Source organism: Ruegeria sp. SAZD011 (assembly GCF_059612545.1).
The window spans coordinates 59,475-78,884 of record NZ_JBXWQU010000026.1 but is presented as its reverse complement, the minus strand read 5'-3'; the positions used below and the strand labels follow the sequence as shown (position 1 = coordinate 78,884).

The following is a 19,410-nucleotide window of genomic DNA, read 5'->3' as shown; positions in this document are numbered from 1 at the left end:
GAACCGCCCCGGCCCTGTGGCCGGGGCTTTTTCATGCTTGGCGACCCATGCTTGATGTGCTTTCCAAACTGATCGGCCCGCACCGGGCGGTGTCGGTCTATGCGTTTCTCCATACGCGCGGCGCCGCGCTTGTGGCCGCCGTGCTGTTCGCCGCCATCCTTGGGGGGCTCTTGCTGTTCGGCAGGGGAGAAGAACCCCATGAGCACGAGGCGTTTCTGACGCTCGACGTGCTTTCTCTGACCGCGCTCAACGGGGATCTGCGCAATGGCGCGCTTGTCTCGGTTCGTCTGCCTGATGGACATGCCACTTCGATCACCTCGACCGAGGGGCCGGTGGCAGCCAGCGTGACCACCACCGCCTGTGTTGAAAAGCGCATCTATGTCACCAGCGGCGAGGCGCGGTACCGGTTGAAACTGCCCCAGTACTGCGCGGGGTCGTAGCCGGTCACAGCGTCTGGAACAAAAGGCCTGCGATCACCGCGCCGGTCAGTCCCAGGCCAAGATACAGCGCGAAAACGCGCGGTTTCACCAATGACCAGACCGCTGCCATCGCCGGTACCGAACTGACCGCGCCCGCCACCATGAAGGCCATCGCCGCCCCGGCTGTCATGCCCTGTTCCATCAACCCCGCCAGCAGCGGCGGTGCCACGTAGGAATTCAGATAGGCCGGCATGCCGACCAATGCGGCGGTTGCAATGGGCACCACCCCCTCGCCACCAACCAGGCCAGCGATCACCTGCGCCGGCACATAGGTGACCAGCAGCGCCTCGATCACATAGGCCAGGGTCATCCATTTCAGCAAGAACAGGCCGTTGCCGAGGAATTCGGCGCGAAAGACGCGGGTGCGCTCGGGCTCGGTCCAGAACCGCCACCGCGGCGCCGTGGTTTTCGGCGCGCCACAGCCGCAGCCTCGGGTCTTGGCGTTGCGCAGCGGATCGCTCAGCGCTCCGCCAGCGGACAGCGCCCGCACGACAAAGCCGCCGAACAGGCCCAGCCCGACCGCTGCCACCGCCTTGCCGATGGCAAAGGGCCAGCCCAGCGCGCCCGCCGTGATCAACAGTGTCGGCGGGTCGATGAGGGGCGAGCTGAGCCAAAAGGCCATCACCGCCGACAGGGGCGCCCCCAGTGCCAGCAGCCCGGCGATGAACGGGATCACCTCGCAGGAGCAAAACGGCGCCAACCCGCCGAATAGCGCCGCCAGAAGGATCATCCGCGTTTCCCGCCCCTCGAAGGCGCGCGCCACCAGGACCTCGGCGCCGGTCGCCTTGAGCCAGGCCAGCAGCAGCACGGCAAAGAGGATATAGGGCGCGGTTCCCGCAAGAGCGGCAGTTGCAAAACGGACAACAGCGACCAGTTGCGCCGGATCCAGCAGCGCCACCGCGCCAATCAGCCCCGCGGCCACCGCCCAGGGCGTTTTCAGCCATGTCGTCAGACGGCCCGGTCCGCGCCTCGGGGGAGATGTGATCTCAACCATTGTCTGTCTCCTGTATGTCGTGTCCGCATTGATCGGCGCAGCATTCCGCGATGATGAAGTGCGCCAGCGCCTCAAGATGGTCGTATCGGGCGCGATTGATGGTTTGCCGGCCCTGGCGGGTCTGTTCGATGACTCCCCCCGCCGTCAGCGCCTTGAGGTGATGGGCCAAGGTCGAGGCCGCCATGTCCGTGCGCTGCTGGATCTCGCCCACGGTCAGACCGGGACGGCCGGCCCGAACCAGTGTGCGCAAAACCTTGAGCCGCGCCACCGATCCCATGGCGGCAAATCCGCTTGCTGCTTCATCCCACATGATTGCTCCATAAATAACCACAAAACCAGTTTTATAGTTATTATTGCAGACGTCAAGACGCATCCTGTTTGGGGCGATAAGGCCAGATGGCTCGCATGCATATCTCCAATCTATCAAAGGCTCTTGTCAGCGGCCCATAAGTCCAAATTGATGGCAGCATAAGTCCAATCTATTGTGAGCCCATGGCGATACCGGTCGAAACCTTCTTTCTGAAACAGGGCGCGCAGGGCACGCTTCAGGCGCAAATCCAGCAGATGATCGCCGAAGGCATCCTGTCGGGGCGTTTTCATGTGGGCGAGAAATTGCCCTCGTCGCGGCGATTGGCGACCCATCTGGGGGTCAGCCGGATTACCGTGACGCTGGCATATACAGAGTTGCTGGCGAACGATTACCTGACCTCGCGCGGGCGGTCGGGCTATTTCGTGTCCGAGAACGCGCCGATCCCGCCCAGCTATGCCCCGATGGAACGCGACCAGGAAACGGTGGACTGGTCCCGCGCCATCGCCCGCAAGTTTTCGGGTGGAGACACGTTGCAGAAGCCGGCGGATTGGCGCGACTATCGCTATCCGTTCATCTATGGCCAGGCCGATCCAACGCTGTTCGATCACGCCAACTGGCGGCTTTGCGCGGTGCGGGCGCTGGGACAAAAGGATTTTGCCTCGCTCACCGCCGACTATGTCGATCAGGACGATCCGCTGTTGATCGAATTCATCGCGCGCCACACCTTGCCTCGGCGCGGTATTTCGGCCCGACCCGAGGAAATCCTGATCACGCTCGGCGCCCAGAATGCGCTCTGGCTGGCGGCGCGGGTGTTGTTGAACCGCAGGCGCAAGGCGGCGGTCGAGGATCCCTGCTATTACGCGCTGCGCGAATTGTTGATCCAGTCGCGCTGCAATCTGGTGCCGCTGCGCGTCGATCTGGACGGGCTGCCGCCCGATGCCATCCCCGACGATACCGACGTGATCTTTACCACGCCCAGCCATCAAAGTCCGACCACCGCCACCATGCCGGTGTCGCGCCGTCATGCACTGTTGGAGCGCGCACGCGAGATCGACGCGATGATCGTCGAGGACGATTACGAGTTCGAACTGGCCTTTCTGGGCGCGCCCTCTCCGGCGCTGAAGTCGCTCGATCGCGATGGGCGTGTCGTTTATGTCGGCAGCTTCTCGAAATCGCTCTTTCCCGGTCTGCGTTTGGGCTACATGGTCGGCTCCGAGCCGTTCATCCGCGAGGCGCGCGCGCTGCGGTCGCTTGTGCTGCGCCACCCGCCCGGCCATATCCAGCGCACCGCTGCCTATTTCCTGTCGCTGGGCCATTACGACGCGCAAATCCGGCGGATGTCCTCGGTCCTGCTGCAACGACGTCAAGAGATCGAGCGTGCCATTGCCCAGCATGGCCTCAGCATCGCCGGGCGTGGTGTCTATGGCGGTTCGTCGCTCTGGATGCAGGCCCCGGTCGGGGTGGATTGCGGCGCGCTTGCCATGGCTCTGCGCGGCGAAAGCGTTCATATCGAGCCTGGAGTGGCCTTCTTCTCGGGGCCGGACCGGCCCACGAACTATTATCGCCTGGGTTATTCCTCGATCCCGACCAGCCGCATCGCGCCGGGGATAGAGCGCATCGCTGGCGCCATCGCCCGTCATGCTGGGTAGGGTCTGGCCCTATCCCGGTTTTCATTCTGGCCCTAACGCCTGCCTTCCCGTTGCGCCTAAACCTTTAACCAAGATGCCGGTTCCCGTTGTGGCCGGCCAATCAGAACACCATGGAGTGCGATCTCATGAAGATGACGACCGAAGAAGCCTTCGTCAAAACCCTGCAGATGCATGGCATCCAGCATGCGTTTGGCATCATCGGATCGGCGATGATGCCGATTTCCGACCTGTTCCCCTCGGCCGGGATCACCTTCTGGGACTGCGCGCACGAGGGCAGCGCCGGCATGATGGCAGACGGTTACACCCGTGCCACCGGCAAGATGTCGATGATGATCGCCCAGAACGGCCCCGGCATCACCAATTTCGTGACCGCTGTCAAAACCGCCTACTGGAACCATACACCGCTTCTGCTGGTCACGCCGCAGGCCGCCAACAAGACCATCGGTCAGGGCGGTTTCCAGGAAGTCGAGCAGATGAAACTGTTCGAGGACATGGTCGCCTATCAGGAAGAGGTGCGCGACCCCACACGCGTGGCCGAAGTACTGAACCGCGTGATCATGAACGCCAAGCGTGCCAGTGCCCCGGCACAGCTGAACATTCCGCGCGACATGTGGACCCAGGTCGTCGATATCGAACTGCCCGCGATTGTCGAGTTCGAACGTCCGTCGGGCGGTGAGCAGGCCGTAGCACAGGCGGCCGCGCTGCTGTCGGATGCAAAGAACCCGGTAATCCTGAACGGCGCGGGCGTGGTTCTGTCCAAGGGCGGCATCGCGGCCTCCAAGGCGCTGGCCGAGCGGCTCGATGCGCCGGTCTGCGTAGGCTACCAGCACAATGACGCTTTCCCCGGCTCGCATCCGCTCTTTGCCGGTCCGCTGGGCTATAACGGTTCGAAAGCCGGGATGGAGCTGATCAAGGACGCCGACGTTGTGCTGTGCCTTGGCACCCGTCTGAACCCGTTCTCGACCCTGCCGGGCTATGGCATGGAATACTGGCCGGCAAATGCCAAGATCATCCAGGTCGACATCAACCCCGACCGGATCGGCCTGACCAAGAAGGTTACTGTGGGCATCATCGGCGACGCGGCCAAGGTGGCGACCGGCATCCTGAACCAGCTGTCGGGCACTGCCGGCGACGAAGGCCGCGCCGCGCGCAAGGCCAAGATCGCCGAGACCAAGTCGCGCTGGGCGCAACAGCTGACCGAGATGACCCACGAGGATGACGATCCGGGTACCAGCTGGAACCAGCGCGCCCGCGATGCGAAACCCGAATGGATGAGCCCCCGCATGGCCTGGCGCGCGATCCAGAGCGCCCTGCCGAAAGAGGCGATCATCTCGTCGGACATCGGTAACAACTGCGCCATCGGCAACGCTTATCCCTCGTTCGAGGATGGCCGAAAGTACCTGGCCCCCGGCCTGTTCGGCCCCTGCGGTTACGGCCTGCCCGCTGTTGTCGGCGCCAAGATCGGATGCCCGGATGTGCCGGTGGTTGGTTTTTCGGGTGACGGTGCCTTTGGTATCGCGGTCAACGAGCTCACGGCAATCGGGCGTGGCGAGTGGCCAGCGGTCACCCAGATCGTGTTCCGCAACTACCAGTGGGGTGCGGAAAAGCGGAACTCCACCCTATGGTTCGACGACAATTTCGTCGGCACCGAGCTGGACGAGCAGGTGAGCTATGCCGGCATCGCCAAGGCCTGTGGTCTGCAAGGCGTTGTCGCGCGCACCATGGACGAGCTGACCGCCGCGCTGGCCAAGGCCATCGAGGATCAGAAGGCAGGCAAGACCACCCTGATCGAAGCGATGATCAATCAGGAACTGGGCGAACCCTTCCGCCGCGACGCCATGAAGAAACCCGTTCGCGTGGCCGGTATCGACAAGGCCGACATGCGCGAACAGCAGGTCTAAGCGACATGCACGAACCCGGCGCCAAAGACAGCATTCTCGTACTCAACGCCGGGTCCTCGTCGATCAAGTTTGCGGTTTTCGGACCCGACCTGACAGAGCTGCTATCAGGACTCGCCGCCGGTATCGGTGGCGTGTCCTTCCTTCAGGTTGGTTCGGAAAAGACCGAGTTGCCGCTGATCGACCACCGAGCCGCCCTTGCTGCGGTGCTCAAATCGCTTGAAGCCGCTGGCGTGCAGGTCGCGGACCTGCGCGCCGCCGCCCATCGTGTTGTCCATGGCGGGCGAAAGCTGACCGCGCCCGTGCGCATCACGCCCGAAGTGCGGGCCGAGATCGCCGCGTGTTCACCGCTGGCGCCGCTACACAACCCGCACAATCTCGCCGCGATAGACACGCTGGCCGAACTGGCGCCGGAGTTGCCGCAACTCGCCAGTTTCGACACCTCGTTCCATGCCACGAACCCCGAGGTTGCGACCCGCTACGCAATCCCCCGGATGATCGAGACCAAGGGGATCCGTCGTTACGGGTTCCATGGCCTCAGCTATGCCTCGCTGGTACGCCGCCTGCCCGAGATCTCGGGCGAGGCGCTGCCCTCGCGCCTGTTGGCCTTCCATCTCGGAAATGGCGCCTCGCTTTGTGCGATCAAGAACGGTTGTTCCATAGCCACGACCATGGGCTATTCCCCGCTCGATGGATTGACGATGGGCACCCGCTCGGGCGGGATCGACGCCAATGCCGTCCTGCGCCTGGTCGAGGATCATGGGTTGGAGCGCACAAAAGCGATACTCAATCACGAAAGCGGGCTGTTGGGCCTGTCGGGCGGAAAGTCCGACATGCGCCGCCTGATGCTGGACCACACAGCCGACAGCGATTTCGCCATCGAGCATTTCTGTTACTGGACGCTGCGCCATGCCGGTAGCCTGATCGCGGCAATGGAGGGGCTCGATGCCATCGCTTTTACCGGCGGCATCGGCGAAAATGCCATTGGCGTGCGCGCCCGTATCCTGCGCGGTCTGGAATGGTTGGGCGCGCGTATGGACCCCGACGCCAACCACGCGGGCAAGCCGCGCCTGCACACGGATAACTCGAAAGTCGCGATCTGGATCGTCCCGGCCGAGGAAGAGCGCATGATCGCCCGCGACGCCCAGACCCTGCTGGAGGCCGCATGACCCGTCGCTATTCCAGCGCCAGCGTGACCGCCGTCGCCGCGACGATGTCGTCAACCGTGGCGCCTCTGCTCAGGTCGCAGACCGGTTTGCGGAACCCTTGCAGGATCGGTCCCAGCGCCTGTGCGCCGGCCAGTTCCTGGCACAGCTTGTACGCGATGTTGCCTGCATCGAGATCGGGAAATACCAGTACATTGGCATCGCCCGCGCCCAGCCCCTTCTTGGCGGCGATGGTGGGGTTCAGCGCTGCATCCGCCTGTACCGGCCCCAGGAATCCGGTGGCCTCTACCGCCGATCTGACAAGGTCGACGCTGTCACCCGCGCCCGAGGTGCCGGTCGAATATGACAGCATCGCCACGCGGGCAGAGCCCAGAAGCGCGCGCGCCGACACCTCTGACGCACGCGCAATCGCTGCCAAAGCCTCGGCGTCGGGGGTCACGTTCACCGCGCAATCGGCAAAGATCAGTTCGCGCCCGTCAGGAAACCGCATCAGGAAGAACGACGACGGCACCGAGACCCCTTCGGCCAGCCCGATCGCGATGGCGGCCGCCTCGATCACCCGCTTGGTCGGGCTGTCGGCACCTGCCACCATCGCTTCGGCCTCACCGCTGGCGACCATGGCGGCGGCCAGGTACAGGGGTTTGCCCAGCATGCGGCGCGCGACCGCCTCTTTCACTCCGCGCGCCTCGACCAGAGCCGCGACATGGGCCTCCGAGGGAGTGCCCAGACCGACCGGCTCGCACAAGCCCAGCCGCGCCAGTTCCGCCGTGGCTGCCGCCACGCGCGGGTCGTCCATTTCCGGAAACACCACCCGCGCCCCGCGGGTTCTGGCTTTTTCGATGGCGCGCTGCTGTGCGGTCATGGGCCCCTCCAATTCAGTCACCGAAGGGAGACAGCGATGAGCGACGAGGTCAAGATCAACCGTGGTCTGGTGGGCGTCTATTTCGAGCGCTCGGGCGTCAGCCATATCGACGGATCGCAGGGAGAACTCAGCTATCGGGGCTATTCGATCCACGATCTCGCCACCCATTCCACCTTTGAAGAAGTGGCGTATCTGCTGATCCATGGCGAGCTTCCATCCGTGGCAGAACTTGCTGATTTCGATTCCCGGCTGAAAGCGGCGCGCAGCCTGCCGCCCGCGGTATTCGACATCATCCGTGCCACAAAGGATGGCCACCCGATGGATGTGCTCCGCACCGCCGTTTCGGCGCTGGCGGCACTGGAACCGGGCAGCCGCGCGGTCAGCGAGGAGGCCTTTGTCGAGAACGGCATTCGCCTGACCAGCCAGATCCCGATGATCGTCGCCGCGCACGAGGCAATCCGCAATGGGCGCGACCCGGTGACCCCCGACAACAGCCTGTCGCACGCGGCCAACTGGCTTTGGATGCTCAAGGGCGAAAAACCCTCGACCGATGCCGCCCGGCTGGCCGATGTGGATTTCATCCTGCATGCCGAACACGGCTCGAACGCCTCCAGCTTTGCCGCCCGCGTCACCATCGGGACCGAGGCCAATCTGCACGGCGCCATCGTGACCGCGCTGTCCACGCTTGCCGGCCCCGCTCATGGCGGCGCCGCCGAGGACGTGATGAAGATGGTGCAAGAGATCGGCAGCCCGGAAAACGCTGCCGACTATGTCCGGGCCAAGCGCAAGGCGCGGGAACCGGTCACCGGCTTTGGCCATCGCGTTTATCGCACCGAGGACCCGCGCGCCCGCCATATGCGCGAAGGCGTGCGCAAGCTGGGCGAGGAAATGGGTGCGCCGGAATGGTATGCCATCCTGCAAGCCGTGGTCGCGGCGATGCAGCCCTACGCGCGGCACGGGCTGAACGTGAATGTCGATTTCTATTCCGGCGTGATCTACCAGTTGCACGGCATTCCGATGGACCTCTATGTACCGATATTTGCCATCGGCCGCGTGCCGGGCTGGATCGTGCAATGCATCGAGCAACTGCGGCGCAATATCCTGATCCGACCGCTCACGCTCTATGACGGTCCGGACCCACGGGTCTATGTGCCGATCGGAAAGAGATAGCTTTACCAGTCAAGAGCGCAAAGCGAACGACATCGTCCCGACAATGGGACGAATTTCAGAAAACGGTTCGCAAATCCATTCTTGCGCAGTACCGTTGGCGAAAAAAGGGAACAGGGAATGACCTTTCAGCAGCCGCAGATCGACACCTCGCCGCATGTCTCGGACGAGGTCCGCAAGACGACGTGCTACATGTGCGCCTGCCGATGCGGGATCAACGTGCACATGAAGAGCGGCAAGGTCGCCTATATCGAGGGCAACCGCGACCACCCGGTGAACAAGGGCGTGCTCTGTGCCAAGGGGTCTGCCGGGATCATGCAGGTCAACGCCCCCTCGCGCCTGCGCGCACCGCTGAAACGGGTGGGGCCGCGCGGTTCAGGCGAGTTCCAGGAAATCAGCTGGGACGAGGCGCTGGAGATCGCGACCGGCTGGCTGAAACCGATCCGCGAGAACGATCCGTCGAAACTGGCCTTCTTCACCGGGCGCGACCAGTCGCAAAGTTTCACCAGCTTCTGGGCACAGAATTTCGGCACCCCGAACTATGCCGCGCATGGCGGCTTCTGCTCTGTCAACATGGCGGCGGCGGGCATCTATACGATGGGCGGCGCGTTCTGGGAATTCGGCCAGCCCGACTGGGATCATACCAAGCTGTTCATCCTTTTCGGCGTGGCCGAGGACCATGACAGCAACCCGATCAAGATGGGCATCGGCAAGATCAAGGCGCGTGGCGCGCGGGTGGTCGGAGTCAACCCGATCCGCTCGGGCTATAACGCGGTGGCCGATGACTGGTACGGGATAACGCCCGGCACCGACGGTCTGCTGATCCTGTCGCTGATCCACGTGCTGATGAAGGCAGGCAAGATCGACCTCGACTATCTCGCCCGCTACACCAATGCGCCCTGTCTGGTGATCGACAATCCCGGCGCCGACGATCACGGCCTGTTGCTGCGTGATGCGGAGGGCAAGGTGCTGGTGATCGACCGGGTCAGCGGCGAACTGGCCCCCTTCGACCGTCCCGGCGTGCGCCCCGATCTGTCGGGCAGCACCGAGGCGAACGGACGCACCTGTCGCACGGTGATGCAGTCCATGGCCGAGCGTTACCTGAGCGCGGAGTACGCGCCCGAGGCGGTGGCCGACCGCTGCGGCATCCCGGCGTCGCGCATCCGCGCGCTGGCCGCCGAGATCGCCCGCGTCGCCTTTGACGAGGCGTTCGAAATCGAACAGGAATGGACGGATTTCCGGGGCGAGACCCACAAGGTGATGAAGGGCCGCCCGGTCTCGTTCCACTCGATGCGCGGGGTCTCGGCCCATGCCAACGGGTTCCAGACCTGCCGCGCCTTGCACCTGTTGCAGATCCTTTTGGGCACCGTCGAGGTGCCGGGCGGCTTCCGCTTCAAACCGCCCTATCCTAAGCCGGTCGAGGCCCATCCCAAGCCCCATTGCAAGGTGACGCCGGGCGCTCCGCTTGACGGCCCGCACCTGGGATTCGTGCGCGGCCCCGAGGATCTGGCGCTGAAACCCGATGGCAGCCCCGCGCGCATCGACAAGGCGTTCACCTGGGAAAACCCGATGTCCTCGCACGGACTGATGCATATGGTGATCTCGAACGCCCATGCCGGCGATCCGTACAAGATCGACACGCTGTTCATGTACATGGCGAACATGTCATGGAACTCGACCATGAACACGCGCGGCGTGATCGACATGCTGACCGACAAGGACGAAAGCGGCGAATATGTCATTCCGCGGATCATCTATTCCGATGCCTATTCTTCGGAAATGGTGGCCTATGCCGACCTGATCCTGCCCGACACCACCTATCTGGAGCGACACGACTGTATCTCGCTGCTCGACCGTCCGATCTGCGAGGCGGATGCCGCCGCCGACGCGATCCGCTGGCCGGTGATCGAACCCGACCGCGATGTACGCGGCTTTCAGACGGTGCTGGTGCAACTTGCCAACAAGCTGAAACTGCCCGGATTCACGGATGAGAACGGCGCGGCGAAATATGCCGATTACGCCGATTACATCGTCAACCACCAGCGCAAACCCGGCATCGGCCCGCTGGCCGGTTTCCGGGGCGCGGCAGGTGACAAGGCCGGGCGCGGCGAGGTCAACCCGGATCAGCTGAACCGGTATATCGAAAACGGCGGCTTCTTTGTCGAACACGTGCCGGAGGCGGCGCAGTATTACAAACCCTGGAACGCGGCCTATCAGGACTGGGCCGTCGGTATGGGTCTCTATGACAGCCCGCAGCCCTACCTGTTCCAGCTCTATTCGGAACCCATGCGCCGGTTCCAGCTGGCGGCCGAAGGCCATGGCGAGCGGCAACCGCCCGATCACCTGCGCGACCGGATCAGTCAGCGGCTGGACCCGCTGCCGATCTGGTACGAGACCGACCAGCAAGGCAACGAGGGCTTCACCGTCAACGCGCTGACCCAGCGACCCATGGCGATGTATCACAGCTGGGGCACGCAGAATGCCTGGCTGCGGCAGCTGCACGGGCGCAATCCGCTCTACGTGCCGACGAAAATCATGCGCGAGCAGGGGATGAAGGATGGCGACTGGGCGCGCCTGACCTCGCCCCATGGAGAGATCGTGGTGCCGGTGATGGAGATGGCGGCGCTCAATGAAAACACCGTCTGGACCTGGAACGCGATCGGCAAGCGCAAGGGGGCCTGGGCGCTGGAACCGGATGCACCCGAGGCCACCAAGGGCTTTCTGCTCAACCACCTGATCCACGAATTGCTGCCAGCCAAGGGCGACGGGCTGCGCTGGGCCAACTCCGACCCGGTGACCGGTCAGGCGGCGTGGTTCGACCTCAAGGTGAAGATCGAAAAGGTGGCGGGCCCCGAGGAGAGAGCTGAAAGCCAGCCCGAGTTCCCCGCGTTGAAATCGCCCGTGGGAACCGGTCCGAAAGAGCTGACATGGAAGGTGGGAAAATGAGCGGAACAATTTTCTGCACAGAAAATTGCCAAGAAAATTCGGCGAATTTTCTTGCGCGCGCCTGTGGCCATTGGAGCGGGACATGACCAGCCTACCAAAGACGACCGACCGCAAGCTGGGGCTGGTGATCGACCTTGATACCTGTGTCGGTTGCCATGCCTGCGTGATCTCCTGCAAGGGCTGGAACACCGAAAATTACGGTGCGCCGCTCAGCGATCAGAATCCCTATGGCGCCGATCCGTCGGGCACCTTCCTGAACCGGGTGCATTCCTACGAGGTGCAACCCGACCAGGGGCACGCCCAGCTGATCCATTTCCCGAAATCCTGCCTGCATTGCGATGACGCGCCCTGTGTCACCGTCTGCCCGACCGGCGCCAGCTATAAACGCTCGGAGGACGGGATTGTTCTGGTCAACGAAAGCGACTGCATCGGCTGCGGCCTCTGCGCCTGGTCCTGCCCTTATGGCGCGCGCGAACTGGACCTGGCCGAAGGCGTGATGAAGAAATGTACCCTCTGCGTCGACCGCATCTATAACGAGAACCTGCCCGAGGTGGACCGGGTGCCTTCCTGCGTGCGCACCTGCCCGGCCGGTGCGCGCCATTTCGGCGATCTGGGTGACCCGGACAGCCCGGTGTCGCAGCTGGTGGCCGAACGCGGCGGCATGGACCTGATGCCGGAAATGGGCACCAAGCCCGTCAACAAGTACCTGCCGCCGCGGCCCAAGGATCGGATCGAAGATCAGATCGATATCCTGGCACCGCTGCTGGCCCCGGTGGCCGAAGAACCCAAAGGGTTCATCGCCTGGCTTGACAAGGCCCTGGAGAAACTCTGATGCATCCCGCTCCTTCCGTCATCATCTTCACCACCTTGTCGGGCCTCGGCTTTGGCCTGCTGGCCTTTCTCGGTCTTGGCCTGCCGGATGTATCCGGTTGGGTGGCCTTCGTCTTCTTCGCCATTGCCTTCGGTCTGGCCGTCGGCGGGCTTCTGGCCTCGACATTCCACCTCGGCCACCCGGAACGCGCCTGGAAGGCGTTCCGCCAGTGGCGCACAAGCTGGCTCAGCCGCGAGGGCTGCTCTGCGGTGGCCGCACTGATCCTCATGGGGATCTATGCCATCGGCGTGATCTTTCTGGACCAGCGCTGGGCTGTGCTGGGCTGGCTGGGCGCGGCGCTGTCGCTGATCACGGTGTTCACCACGTCGATGATCTATGCCCAGCTCAAGACTATTCCGCGCTGGAATATGAACCTGACACCGGCGATGTTCCTGTCCTTCAGCCTCGCCGGCGGCGCGCTGCTGGCCGGCCAGAGCGCAGCCGCAATCGTGCTGCTGCTGATCGCGGGTGCGGTGCAACTGGCCTACTGGAAACAGGGCGACGCTGCGCTGGCGAACTCGGGCACCGATATCGGCACCGCGACCGGGTTGGGGTCGCGCGGCACCGTGCGCGCCTTTGAGCCACCGCATACAGGCAGCAACTATCTGCTGCGGGAATTCGTGCATGTCGTCGGCCGCAAACACGCGGCAAAGCTGCGAATGCTGGCCTTGGGCTTTGGCTTTGTCCTGCCGCTGGCGCTGTTACTGGTGCCGATGCATGACGTGGTCGTCAAACATCTGCTCGCCCTGATTGCCGTGATCGCGCATCTGATCGGCATCGCCACGTCGCGCTGGCTGTTCTTTGCGCAGGCGGAACATGTGGTCGGGCTCTATTACGGCAAACGTTAGCCTGCGCGGCAACGCCGCGATTTGAGTATTTTTGACCAGAAAGAAGCAGAAGCCCGGCGCCCAGGTATCGGACGCCGGGTTGTTGATGGGGTCGTTACAACAGCCCGGCGTGCTTCATCGCGGCGTCGATGGCGGCCTTGGTGCTGTCTTCCAGACCGGTCAGCGGCGAGCGGACCTCTTCGCTGCACAGGCCCAGTTTCGACAGGGCATATTTGGCGCCGACCAGACCCGGCTCGATAAAGATCGCCTCGTGCAGGGGCATCAGCCGGTCCTGATAGGCGAGCGCCTTGGCATAGTCACCGGCAAGCGTCGCCTGCTGGAATTCGGCACACAGGCGCGGCGCCACGTTGGCGGTGACAGAGATGCAGCCGACCCCACCATGGGCGTTGAAGCCCAGCGCGGTGGCGTCCTCGCCCGAAAGCTGGACAAAGTCCGGGCCACATGCGGCACGCTGCTGACTGACCCGGGCCAGATCTCCGGTGGCATCCTTGACACCGATGATGCGGGGCAACTTGGCCAGCGCGCCCATGGTCGCGGGCGTCATGTCCACGACCGAGCGGCCAGGAATGTTGTAGATGACGATCGGGATCTCGGCGCAGTCATGCAACGCGGTGAAATGCGCGATCAGTCCGCGCTGGGTGGGCTTGTTGTAATAGGGCGTCACTACCAGTGCTGCATCGGCTCCGATCCGCTGGGCGAATTGCACGAAGCGGATCGCTTCGGTGGTGTTGTTCGACCCCGCGCCCGCGATCACCGGCACGCGTCCGGCGGCGGCCTTGACCACCTCGGCCACAACGGTTTCGTGTTCCTCGTGGGTCAGCGTGGGGCTTTCGCCGGTGGTGCCGACGGGAACCAGGCCGGTCGAGCCTTCGCCGATCTGCCATTCGACAAGCCGTTTGAGCGTCTCCAGGTCCAGCTCGCCGTTGCGGAACGGGGTGACGAGGGCAGGCATCGAGCCTTTGAACATGGAAAACGCTCCCTAGATAGAGTGGTAAGCGGGCAGTTGCCCGCCGGTTGCCCCGTTTGGTCCGGAAAGTGAATTGATCCGGGCCGCGCAAGGTATAACGTGAAAGGCTCTAGCCTTGGTTCGGCAGGAAATGCAAGGGATGTCCCGCGTTCTGATCGTCAGTCTGGCAGCGATTTTCTGGTGTTTCGCGGCAATCGGCCCTGTATGGGCCGATGCTGCCGCGAATCTCCGGGTTGCTCTGCGGGAAATGCGGGCCGAGAACTGGACCGAGGCGCTCAGGGTCGCGGGCGCGCGCGGATCGGTGTCGCGCGATATCATCGTCTGGCACTGGCTGCGCAGGAGCTATGGGACCGATGGCGATGCGCTGGTGTTTCTGAACCGCCGGGGCGATTGGCCGGGTCTTGACTATCTGCGCCGACAATCCGAGCCGCAATTCACCCTTTCCCCGCCGGAACGGGTGCTTGAATTCTACTCGGGCGCACCGCCACAGACCGCCGAGGGCGTGCTGAACTATGCGGTGGCGCTGCTGGCCACGGGACAGCGGGGCGATGCCGAAGCGGAACTGGTCAAGGCTTGGCGCACCCTGCCCATGGGGGCCGGGCTGCAACGCGATTATATCGAGAATTACGGCAAACTGCTGGCGCCGCATCATGTCGCGCGACTCGATCGTATGCTGTGGGAGGGTTACACCATCAGCGCCAAGCAGATGCTGTTGCTGGTGGATGAGGATCAGCGCAAGCTGGCGCAGGCGCGGCTTGGGTTGAAGGACCGGGTGCCCGGCGTCGATGCCCTGATCTCTGCCGTGCCCGAGGCATTGGCCCAGTCGCCTGGGCTGGCGCATGACCGGTTTGTTTGGCGTGACCGAAAGGAGCTGGATGACAGCGCCATAGACCTGATGTTGGAACGCTCGGTCAGTGCCGAGGCGCTGGGCGAGCCGGGCATGTGGGGCAAGGCGCGCGCGCGGCTGACGCGGCTGATGATGCGGCAGGACCGCAACGAACGTGCCTATCAGATGGCCGCGCGCCATTTCATGACACCGGGGATGGGCTATGCCTATGCCGATCTGGAGTGGCTGGCAGGGTATCTTGCCTTGGCCAAGCTGGGCGACCCAGCTGCGGCCGTCGCCCATTTCCAGCGCTTCGATGCGGCGGTCAACTCGCCGATTTCGAAAGGGCGGGCAGGCTATTGGCTGGGCCGCGCCTATGCGGCGCTGGGCGATGTGGACAAGGCCCATGCCGCCTATGCCATGGGGGCCGAGCACCAGACTTCATTCTATGGTCTGCTGGCTGCCGAGCGGATCGGGCGCCCGTTCGATCCGGCCCTGGCCAACCCGCCCGACACGCCCCCCTGGCGCGAGGCGGCATTCATGACGTCAAGCGTACTCGAGGCCGGGCTGCTGTTGCTGCGCGCCGGAGAGCGTGATCTGGCCGAGCGGTTCCTGACCCATCTTGCCGAGAGTCTCGACCCGGTACAGGCGACGCAGTTGGCCGAGATGGCGCTGGAGATGCAGGAACCGCATCTGTCGGTGATGATCGCCAAGCGAAAAGCGCAAGAAGGGGTGGTGCTGACCGGCGCCTATTACCCGTTGCATCCGGTCGGGCGGCTGAACCTGCCGATGGCGCCCGAAATGACGCTGGCCATCGCGCGCCGTGAAAGCGAGTTTGACCCGGTGGTGATTTCGGGTGCGGGCGCGCGCGGCCTGATGCAGGTGATGCCCGCGACGGCGCGGCTGGTGGCCGACACGCTGGGTATTCTGGGCGGACACTCGACCGACAGTCTGACGTCCGATTGGGAGTATAACGCCAAGCTGGGCGCCAATTACCTGGCCGAACTGGCCGGAGAGTTCGACGGCAATGTGGTGATGATGGCGGCGGGCTATAATGCCGGCCCCAATCGCCCGATAAGCTGGATGGAGCGGTTCGGCGATCCGCGCAGCGGCACTCCGGATATCGTCGACTGGATCGAACATATCCCGTTTGAGGAGACCCGCAATTACATCATGCGGGTGACCGAGAGCCTGCCGGTCTATCGTGCGCGCCTTGGCAATGAACCGCTGCCGTTGCCGTTTTCCGCCGAACTAGCGGGATCGACTTTGCGCGCGTTCGCGCCACAGGGTGAATAGACCGGCGGCCACGATCAGCGCGGCGCCGATGATGACGGCGCTGCGCAGGGTCTCGCCAAACACGGTGATGCCCAGGATCGCGGTCCACATCAGGTGGAAATAGGCAAAGGGTTGCACCGCGCTGGCCTCGGCCATCTCGTAGCACTTGATCAACAGCCAGTGCCCGGTGGCGCCGCTGACACAGAGCAGTGCCATCCAGCGCCAGTCGGCGGCATTCATCGGCTCCCAGAACCACAGGCCAATGGCGGTCATCGCCACGGCGCCCGACACACCGGTCCAGAAAAAGCTGGTGGCGGTGCTGTCCTGCCGGGCAGCATAGCGGGTCAGCAGACCATAAAGCGCGAACATCAGGGCCGAAATCAGCGGCACCACCGCCCAGGGGTTGAACACGCCCATGCCCGGCTGAAGGATGATCAGCACGCCGATCAGCCCCACCCCGATCGCCGCCCAGCGCCGCCAGCCGACCTTTTCCCCCAGCACCGGGCCGGACAGGGCCGCCACCAGAAGCGGATAGCAGATGAACACCGCCATGCTCTCGATCAGGCCCAGAACGGTAAAGCCGAATACCGCCACACAGATTTCGCCCGCCAGCAGCAGTCCGCGAAAGATTTGCAGGCCCGGTTGTGCAGTACGGGTGGCAGCCCGCAATCCGCCGCGCGACCGGGCCGCCAGCGCAATCACGAAAGCGGCAAAGAACCAGTATCGGATCATCACCACCATGTAGGTGTTGTAGCTTGACGCGAGATGGCGCGAGATACCGTCCTGAAGTGCGAACACCACCGTGGCGGCCAGCATCAGCGCGATGCCAGCGGGAATGTTGTTCTGCTGTACCCGTGCTGTGCCCTGCGTCATGGCAGAACCCCTTGTGTCATGTGCCGTTTGCGGCCGTATCCCGGCACCCGTGTCACGGCGAAGCCCGCCGCCTCCAGCCCGCGCCTCACAAAGCCTGCTGCCGTGTATGTGGCGACCGTGCCGCCCGGCGCTGTCCGGTTTGCGACATGGGTCAGCAAATCCTCCTGCCAGAGTTCGGGATTCTTGGCGGGCGAGAAGCCGTCCAGGAACCAGGCATCGGCCCGGCCCGTCCATTCCGGCAGGGTCTGGCGAGCATCGCCCTGCACCACATCCAGTTGCAGTGTGCCCAGATCGCAGCGCGCCCCGGTCCAGGCCGGCAGGAACCTTTCGACCCAGGGAGCAAGCTCGGGGAAGGCGGCCAGCGCCCGGGCCATGTCGCCCGGCGCCATCGGATAGGCCTCGAAACTGGTAAAACGCAGCGGGCCGGTCATGCCTGCGCCTTCCCAGGCGGCCCAGGCTGTCAGCATGTTGAGCCCGGTGCCAAAGCCCAGTTCGGCGATATGAAAGCCCGGTCGGAACCGCTCTGGCAGGCTGTTGCCCGCCAGAAACACATGCCGCGTCTCGGCCAGACCGTTTTCAAGCGAGAAATAGGGATCGTCGAACCGGTCCGAGACCGGTATCCGGTCCTCGGTCCAGCTGAGTTCCGCTTGCTGGTCAACCATGCGAATATCCCCTACGAAATCGGCGCGACACTGGCGAAAGGGACGGGCGATGGCAATGGCCGATGTGACGATACGCGGCGCGGGGATATTCGGCCTGTCCATCGCATGGGCCTGCGTCCTGCGCGGGGCGCGAGTGCAGGTGGTCGATCCGTTCGGGCCGGGGGCGGGGTCGTCCGGCGGGCTGGTTGGTGCGCTGGCCCCGCATGTGCCAGAGAACTGGAATGCCAAGAAGGCCTTCCAGTTCGACAGCCTGATGATGGCCGAAGGATTCTGGGCGGGGGTCGAGGCGGCAGGCGGCGTGTCGCCCGGCTATGGCCGCCCCGGACGCATCCAGCCGCTGTCGGATGATCGTGCCGTGGCTTTGGCACAGGAACGGGCGGAAAGCGCCCGCACCCTGTGGCAGGGGCGGGCCGAATGGCGGGTCTGCCCGGTTGGCGAGATGGGCGGCTGGTGCCCGCCCTCACCCACCGGGCTGGTGGTGCAGGATACGCTCAGCGCCCGGATGCATCCCCGCCGGGCCTGCGCAGCGCTGGTGGCCGCGCTGGCCGTCCGTGGGGTCGAGGTACTGACCGAGGCGCCTGACCGGGGACAGGTGGTCCATGCCACCGGCATCGCCGGGCTGGAAGAGTTGAACCGCGCGCAGGGGCGCACCGTGGGGACCGGGGTCAAGGGCCAGGCGGCGCTGTTGCGCTTCGATGCCGGGCGACAGGCGCCGCAGCTTTTTGCCGATACGGTGCATATCGTGCCCCACGCGGATGGCACGCTGGCAATCGGATCCACCTCGGAACGCGATTACGATGACCCTACCGGCACCGATGCGGCACTGGACGCGGTTCTGGACCGCGCAATGCAGGCGGTGCCGTTGTTGCACGGTGCCGAGGTGATCGAGCGCTGGGCGGGCGTGCGCCCGCGCTCGCGCTCGCGCGCGCCGATGCTGGGGGCGCATCCGCTCTATCCCGGCCAGTTCATCGCCAATGGCGGGTTCAAGATCGGCTTCGGCATGGCGCCCAAGGTGGCCCAGGTGATGGCCGATCTGGTGCTGGAGGGGCGCGACAGCATCCCCGAGGATTTCCGCCCGGAGGCTTCGCTGTGAACCTCGCCCCCTACCGGGTCGCACCGGATAGCCCGCAGATCGGGGCGATTCTGAGCCTGATCCGCAAGAGCTTCGCCTTCATGGATGGCCGGATCGACCCGCCCTCGTCAATGCACCGACTCACCGAGAAGGCAGTCGCGGATCACGCGGCACGGCACGAAATCTGGGCGCTGGGAACACCCCCGCTGGCGGTAGTTTTCCTGACGGCCAAACCCGGGCGGCTCTATCTCGGCAAGCTTGCGGTGGACGCTGGATTTCGAGGGCAAGGGCTGGCCCGCCGGCTGGTCACGCAGGCCGAGACCCGCGCCCGGGCGCTGGGTCTGCCGGTTGTCGAACTGGAAACGCGGGTGGAACTGGTGGAGAACCACGCCGCCTTCGCCCGGCTTGGTTTTGTCCAGACTGGTAAAACCGCGCATCCCGGATACGATCGGCCCACTTCGATCACCATGCAAAAGACGCTCGTCTGAAGCGCGCCGACGATCGCCGCGGACGACCACGAGAATTTTCGTCGAAAATTCTCGGCG

General features: G+C 64.4%; 17 protein-coding genes. 11 read left to right on the top strand and 6 right to left on the bottom strand.

Annotated features, from left to right (window positions below; genetic code table 11):
- Positions 1–47: 47 nt before the first annotated feature.
- The gene (locus AC2FLM_RS13570) at positions 48–440 is read left to right on the top strand and encodes a hypothetical protein (RefSeq protein ID WP_234221295.1); all 393 of its coding nucleotides are present in this window, start codon (positions 48–50) and stop codon (positions 438–440) included.
- A gap of 4 nt (positions 441–444) precedes the next feature.
- Here the strand turns inward: AC2FLM_RS13570 and AC2FLM_RS13565 are convergent, their stop codons facing one another.
- Together AC2FLM_RS13565 and AC2FLM_RS13560 are read right to left on the bottom strand one after the other, a co-directional pair.
- Positions 445–1,473: a permease gene (locus AC2FLM_RS13565; RefSeq protein WP_496858578.1), complete on the bottom strand. Its 1,029-nt coding sequence runs from the start codon at positions 1,471–1,473 to the stop codon at positions 445–447.
- On the bottom strand, positions 1,466–1,783 hold the full coding sequence (locus AC2FLM_RS13560; protein ID WP_234171485.1) for an ArsR/SmtB family transcription factor: 318 nt from the start codon (positions 1,781–1,783) through the stop codon (positions 1,466–1,468). The genes AC2FLM_RS13565 and AC2FLM_RS13560 overlap by 8 nt, the downstream gene beginning before the upstream one ends.
- A gap of 182 nt (positions 1,784–1,965) precedes the next feature.
- Here AC2FLM_RS13560 and pdxR point away from each other — a divergent pair, with 182 nt between their 5' ends.
- The 3 genes from pdxR (at position 1,966) to AC2FLM_RS13545 (ending at position 6,499) form a co-directional block, all read left to right on the top strand.
- A complete protein-coding gene (gene pdxR, locus AC2FLM_RS13555) occupies positions 1,966–3,432 on the top strand; it encodes a MocR-like pyridoxine biosynthesis transcription factor PdxR (protein ID WP_234137103.1) in 1,467 nt (488 codons plus the stop codon).
- Positions 3,433–3,557: 125 nt separating this feature from the next.
- Entirely contained in the window at positions 3,558–5,333 is a 1,776-nt protein-coding gene (xsc, locus tag AC2FLM_RS13550) for a sulfoacetaldehyde acetyltransferase (protein ID WP_234221292.1), read from the top strand.
- A gap of 5 nt (positions 5,334–5,338) precedes the next feature.
- On the top strand, positions 5,339–6,499 hold the full coding sequence (locus AC2FLM_RS13545; RefSeq protein ID WP_496858575.1) for an acetate/propionate family kinase: 1,161 nt from the start codon (positions 5,339–5,341) through the stop codon (positions 6,497–6,499).
- 7 nt (positions 6,500–6,506) lie between these two features.
- Here the strand turns inward: AC2FLM_RS13545 and AC2FLM_RS13540 are convergent, their stop codons facing one another.
- The gene (locus tag AC2FLM_RS13540) at positions 6,507–7,358 is read right to left on the bottom strand and encodes a phosphate acyltransferase (protein ID WP_496858573.1); all 852 of its coding nucleotides are present in this window, start codon (positions 7,356–7,358) and stop codon (positions 6,507–6,509) included.
- Positions 7,359–7,394: 36 nt separating this feature from the next.
- On the opposite strand from AC2FLM_RS13540, the gene AC2FLM_RS13535 reads away from it, so the two are divergent.
- The 4 genes from AC2FLM_RS13535 to AC2FLM_RS13520 all read left to right on the top strand — a co-directional run bounded on the left by AC2FLM_RS13535 (position 7,395) and on the right by AC2FLM_RS13520 (position 13,190).
- Positions 7,395–8,528 (top strand): citrate/2-methylcitrate synthase, encoded by a 1,134-nt coding sequence (locus tag AC2FLM_RS13535; protein WP_496858571.1) that lies wholly within the window; start codon positions 7,395–7,397, stop codon positions 8,526–8,528.
- Between the two features lie 117 nt (positions 8,529–8,645).
- On the top strand, positions 8,646–11,471 hold the full coding sequence (locus tag AC2FLM_RS13530) for a molybdopterin oxidoreductase family protein (protein ID WP_496858569.1): 2,826 nt from the start codon (positions 8,646–8,648) through the stop codon (positions 11,469–11,471).
- Between the two features lie 82 nt (positions 11,472–11,553).
- Entirely contained in the window at positions 11,554–12,303 is a 750-nt protein-coding gene (locus AC2FLM_RS13525) for a 4Fe-4S dicluster domain-containing protein (RefSeq protein ID WP_234176210.1), read from the top strand.
- Positions 12,303–13,190 carry a dimethyl sulfoxide reductase anchor subunit family protein gene (locus AC2FLM_RS13520; RefSeq protein WP_496858567.1) on the top strand — a complete coding sequence of 296 codons (888 nt, stop codon included), beginning with the start codon at positions 12,303–12,305 and terminating at the stop codon, positions 13,188–13,190. Before AC2FLM_RS13525 ends, AC2FLM_RS13520 begins: the two co-directional genes overlap by 1 nt.
- A gap of 94 nt (positions 13,191–13,284) precedes the next feature.
- Here AC2FLM_RS13520 and dapA read toward each other — a convergent pair whose 3' ends face one another.
- The gene (dapA, locus tag AC2FLM_RS13515) at positions 13,285–14,157 is read right to left on the bottom strand and encodes a 4-hydroxy-tetrahydrodipicolinate synthase (protein WP_234171473.1); all 873 of its coding nucleotides are present in this window, start codon (positions 14,155–14,157) and stop codon (positions 13,285–13,287) included.
- A 130-nt stretch (positions 14,158–14,287) separates the two neighbouring features.
- Here dapA and AC2FLM_RS13510 point away from each other — a divergent pair, with 130 nt between their 5' ends.
- Positions 14,288–16,279, top strand: coding sequence for a lytic transglycosylase domain-containing protein (locus tag AC2FLM_RS13510; RefSeq protein ID WP_496858565.1), 1,992 nt, complete (start codon positions 14,288–14,290; stop codon positions 16,277–16,279).
- Here the strand turns inward: AC2FLM_RS13510 and AC2FLM_RS13505 are convergent.
- Positions 16,235–17,131, bottom strand: a complete 897-nt coding sequence (locus tag AC2FLM_RS13505; RefSeq protein WP_496858563.1) for a DMT family transporter — start codon at positions 17,129–17,131, stop codon at positions 16,235–16,237. The two genes, AC2FLM_RS13510 and AC2FLM_RS13505, sit on opposite strands and share 45 nt — an antisense overlap.
- Positions 17,128–17,793, bottom strand: coding sequence for a tRNA (5-methylaminomethyl-2-thiouridine)(34)-methyltransferase MnmC2 (gene mnmC2, locus AC2FLM_RS13500; RefSeq protein WP_496858561.1), 666 nt, complete (start codon positions 17,791–17,793; stop codon positions 17,128–17,130). Before mnmC2 ends, AC2FLM_RS13505 begins: the two co-directional genes overlap by 4 nt.
- A 49-nt stretch (positions 17,794–17,842) precedes the next feature.
- On the opposite strand from mnmC2, the gene AC2FLM_RS13495 reads away from it, so the two are divergent.
- Together AC2FLM_RS13495 and AC2FLM_RS13490 are read left to right on the top strand one after the other, a co-directional pair.
- Positions 17,843–18,886, top strand: a complete 1,044-nt coding sequence (locus AC2FLM_RS13495; RefSeq protein WP_496858559.1) for an NAD(P)/FAD-dependent oxidoreductase — start codon at positions 17,843–17,845, stop codon at positions 18,884–18,886.
- Entirely contained in the window at positions 18,883–19,353 is a 471-nt protein-coding gene (locus AC2FLM_RS13490; protein ID WP_496858557.1) for a GNAT family N-acetyltransferase, read from the top strand. Before AC2FLM_RS13495 ends, AC2FLM_RS13490 begins: the two co-directional genes overlap by 4 nt.
- The last annotated feature ends 57 nt before the right edge of the window (positions 19,354–19,410 follow it).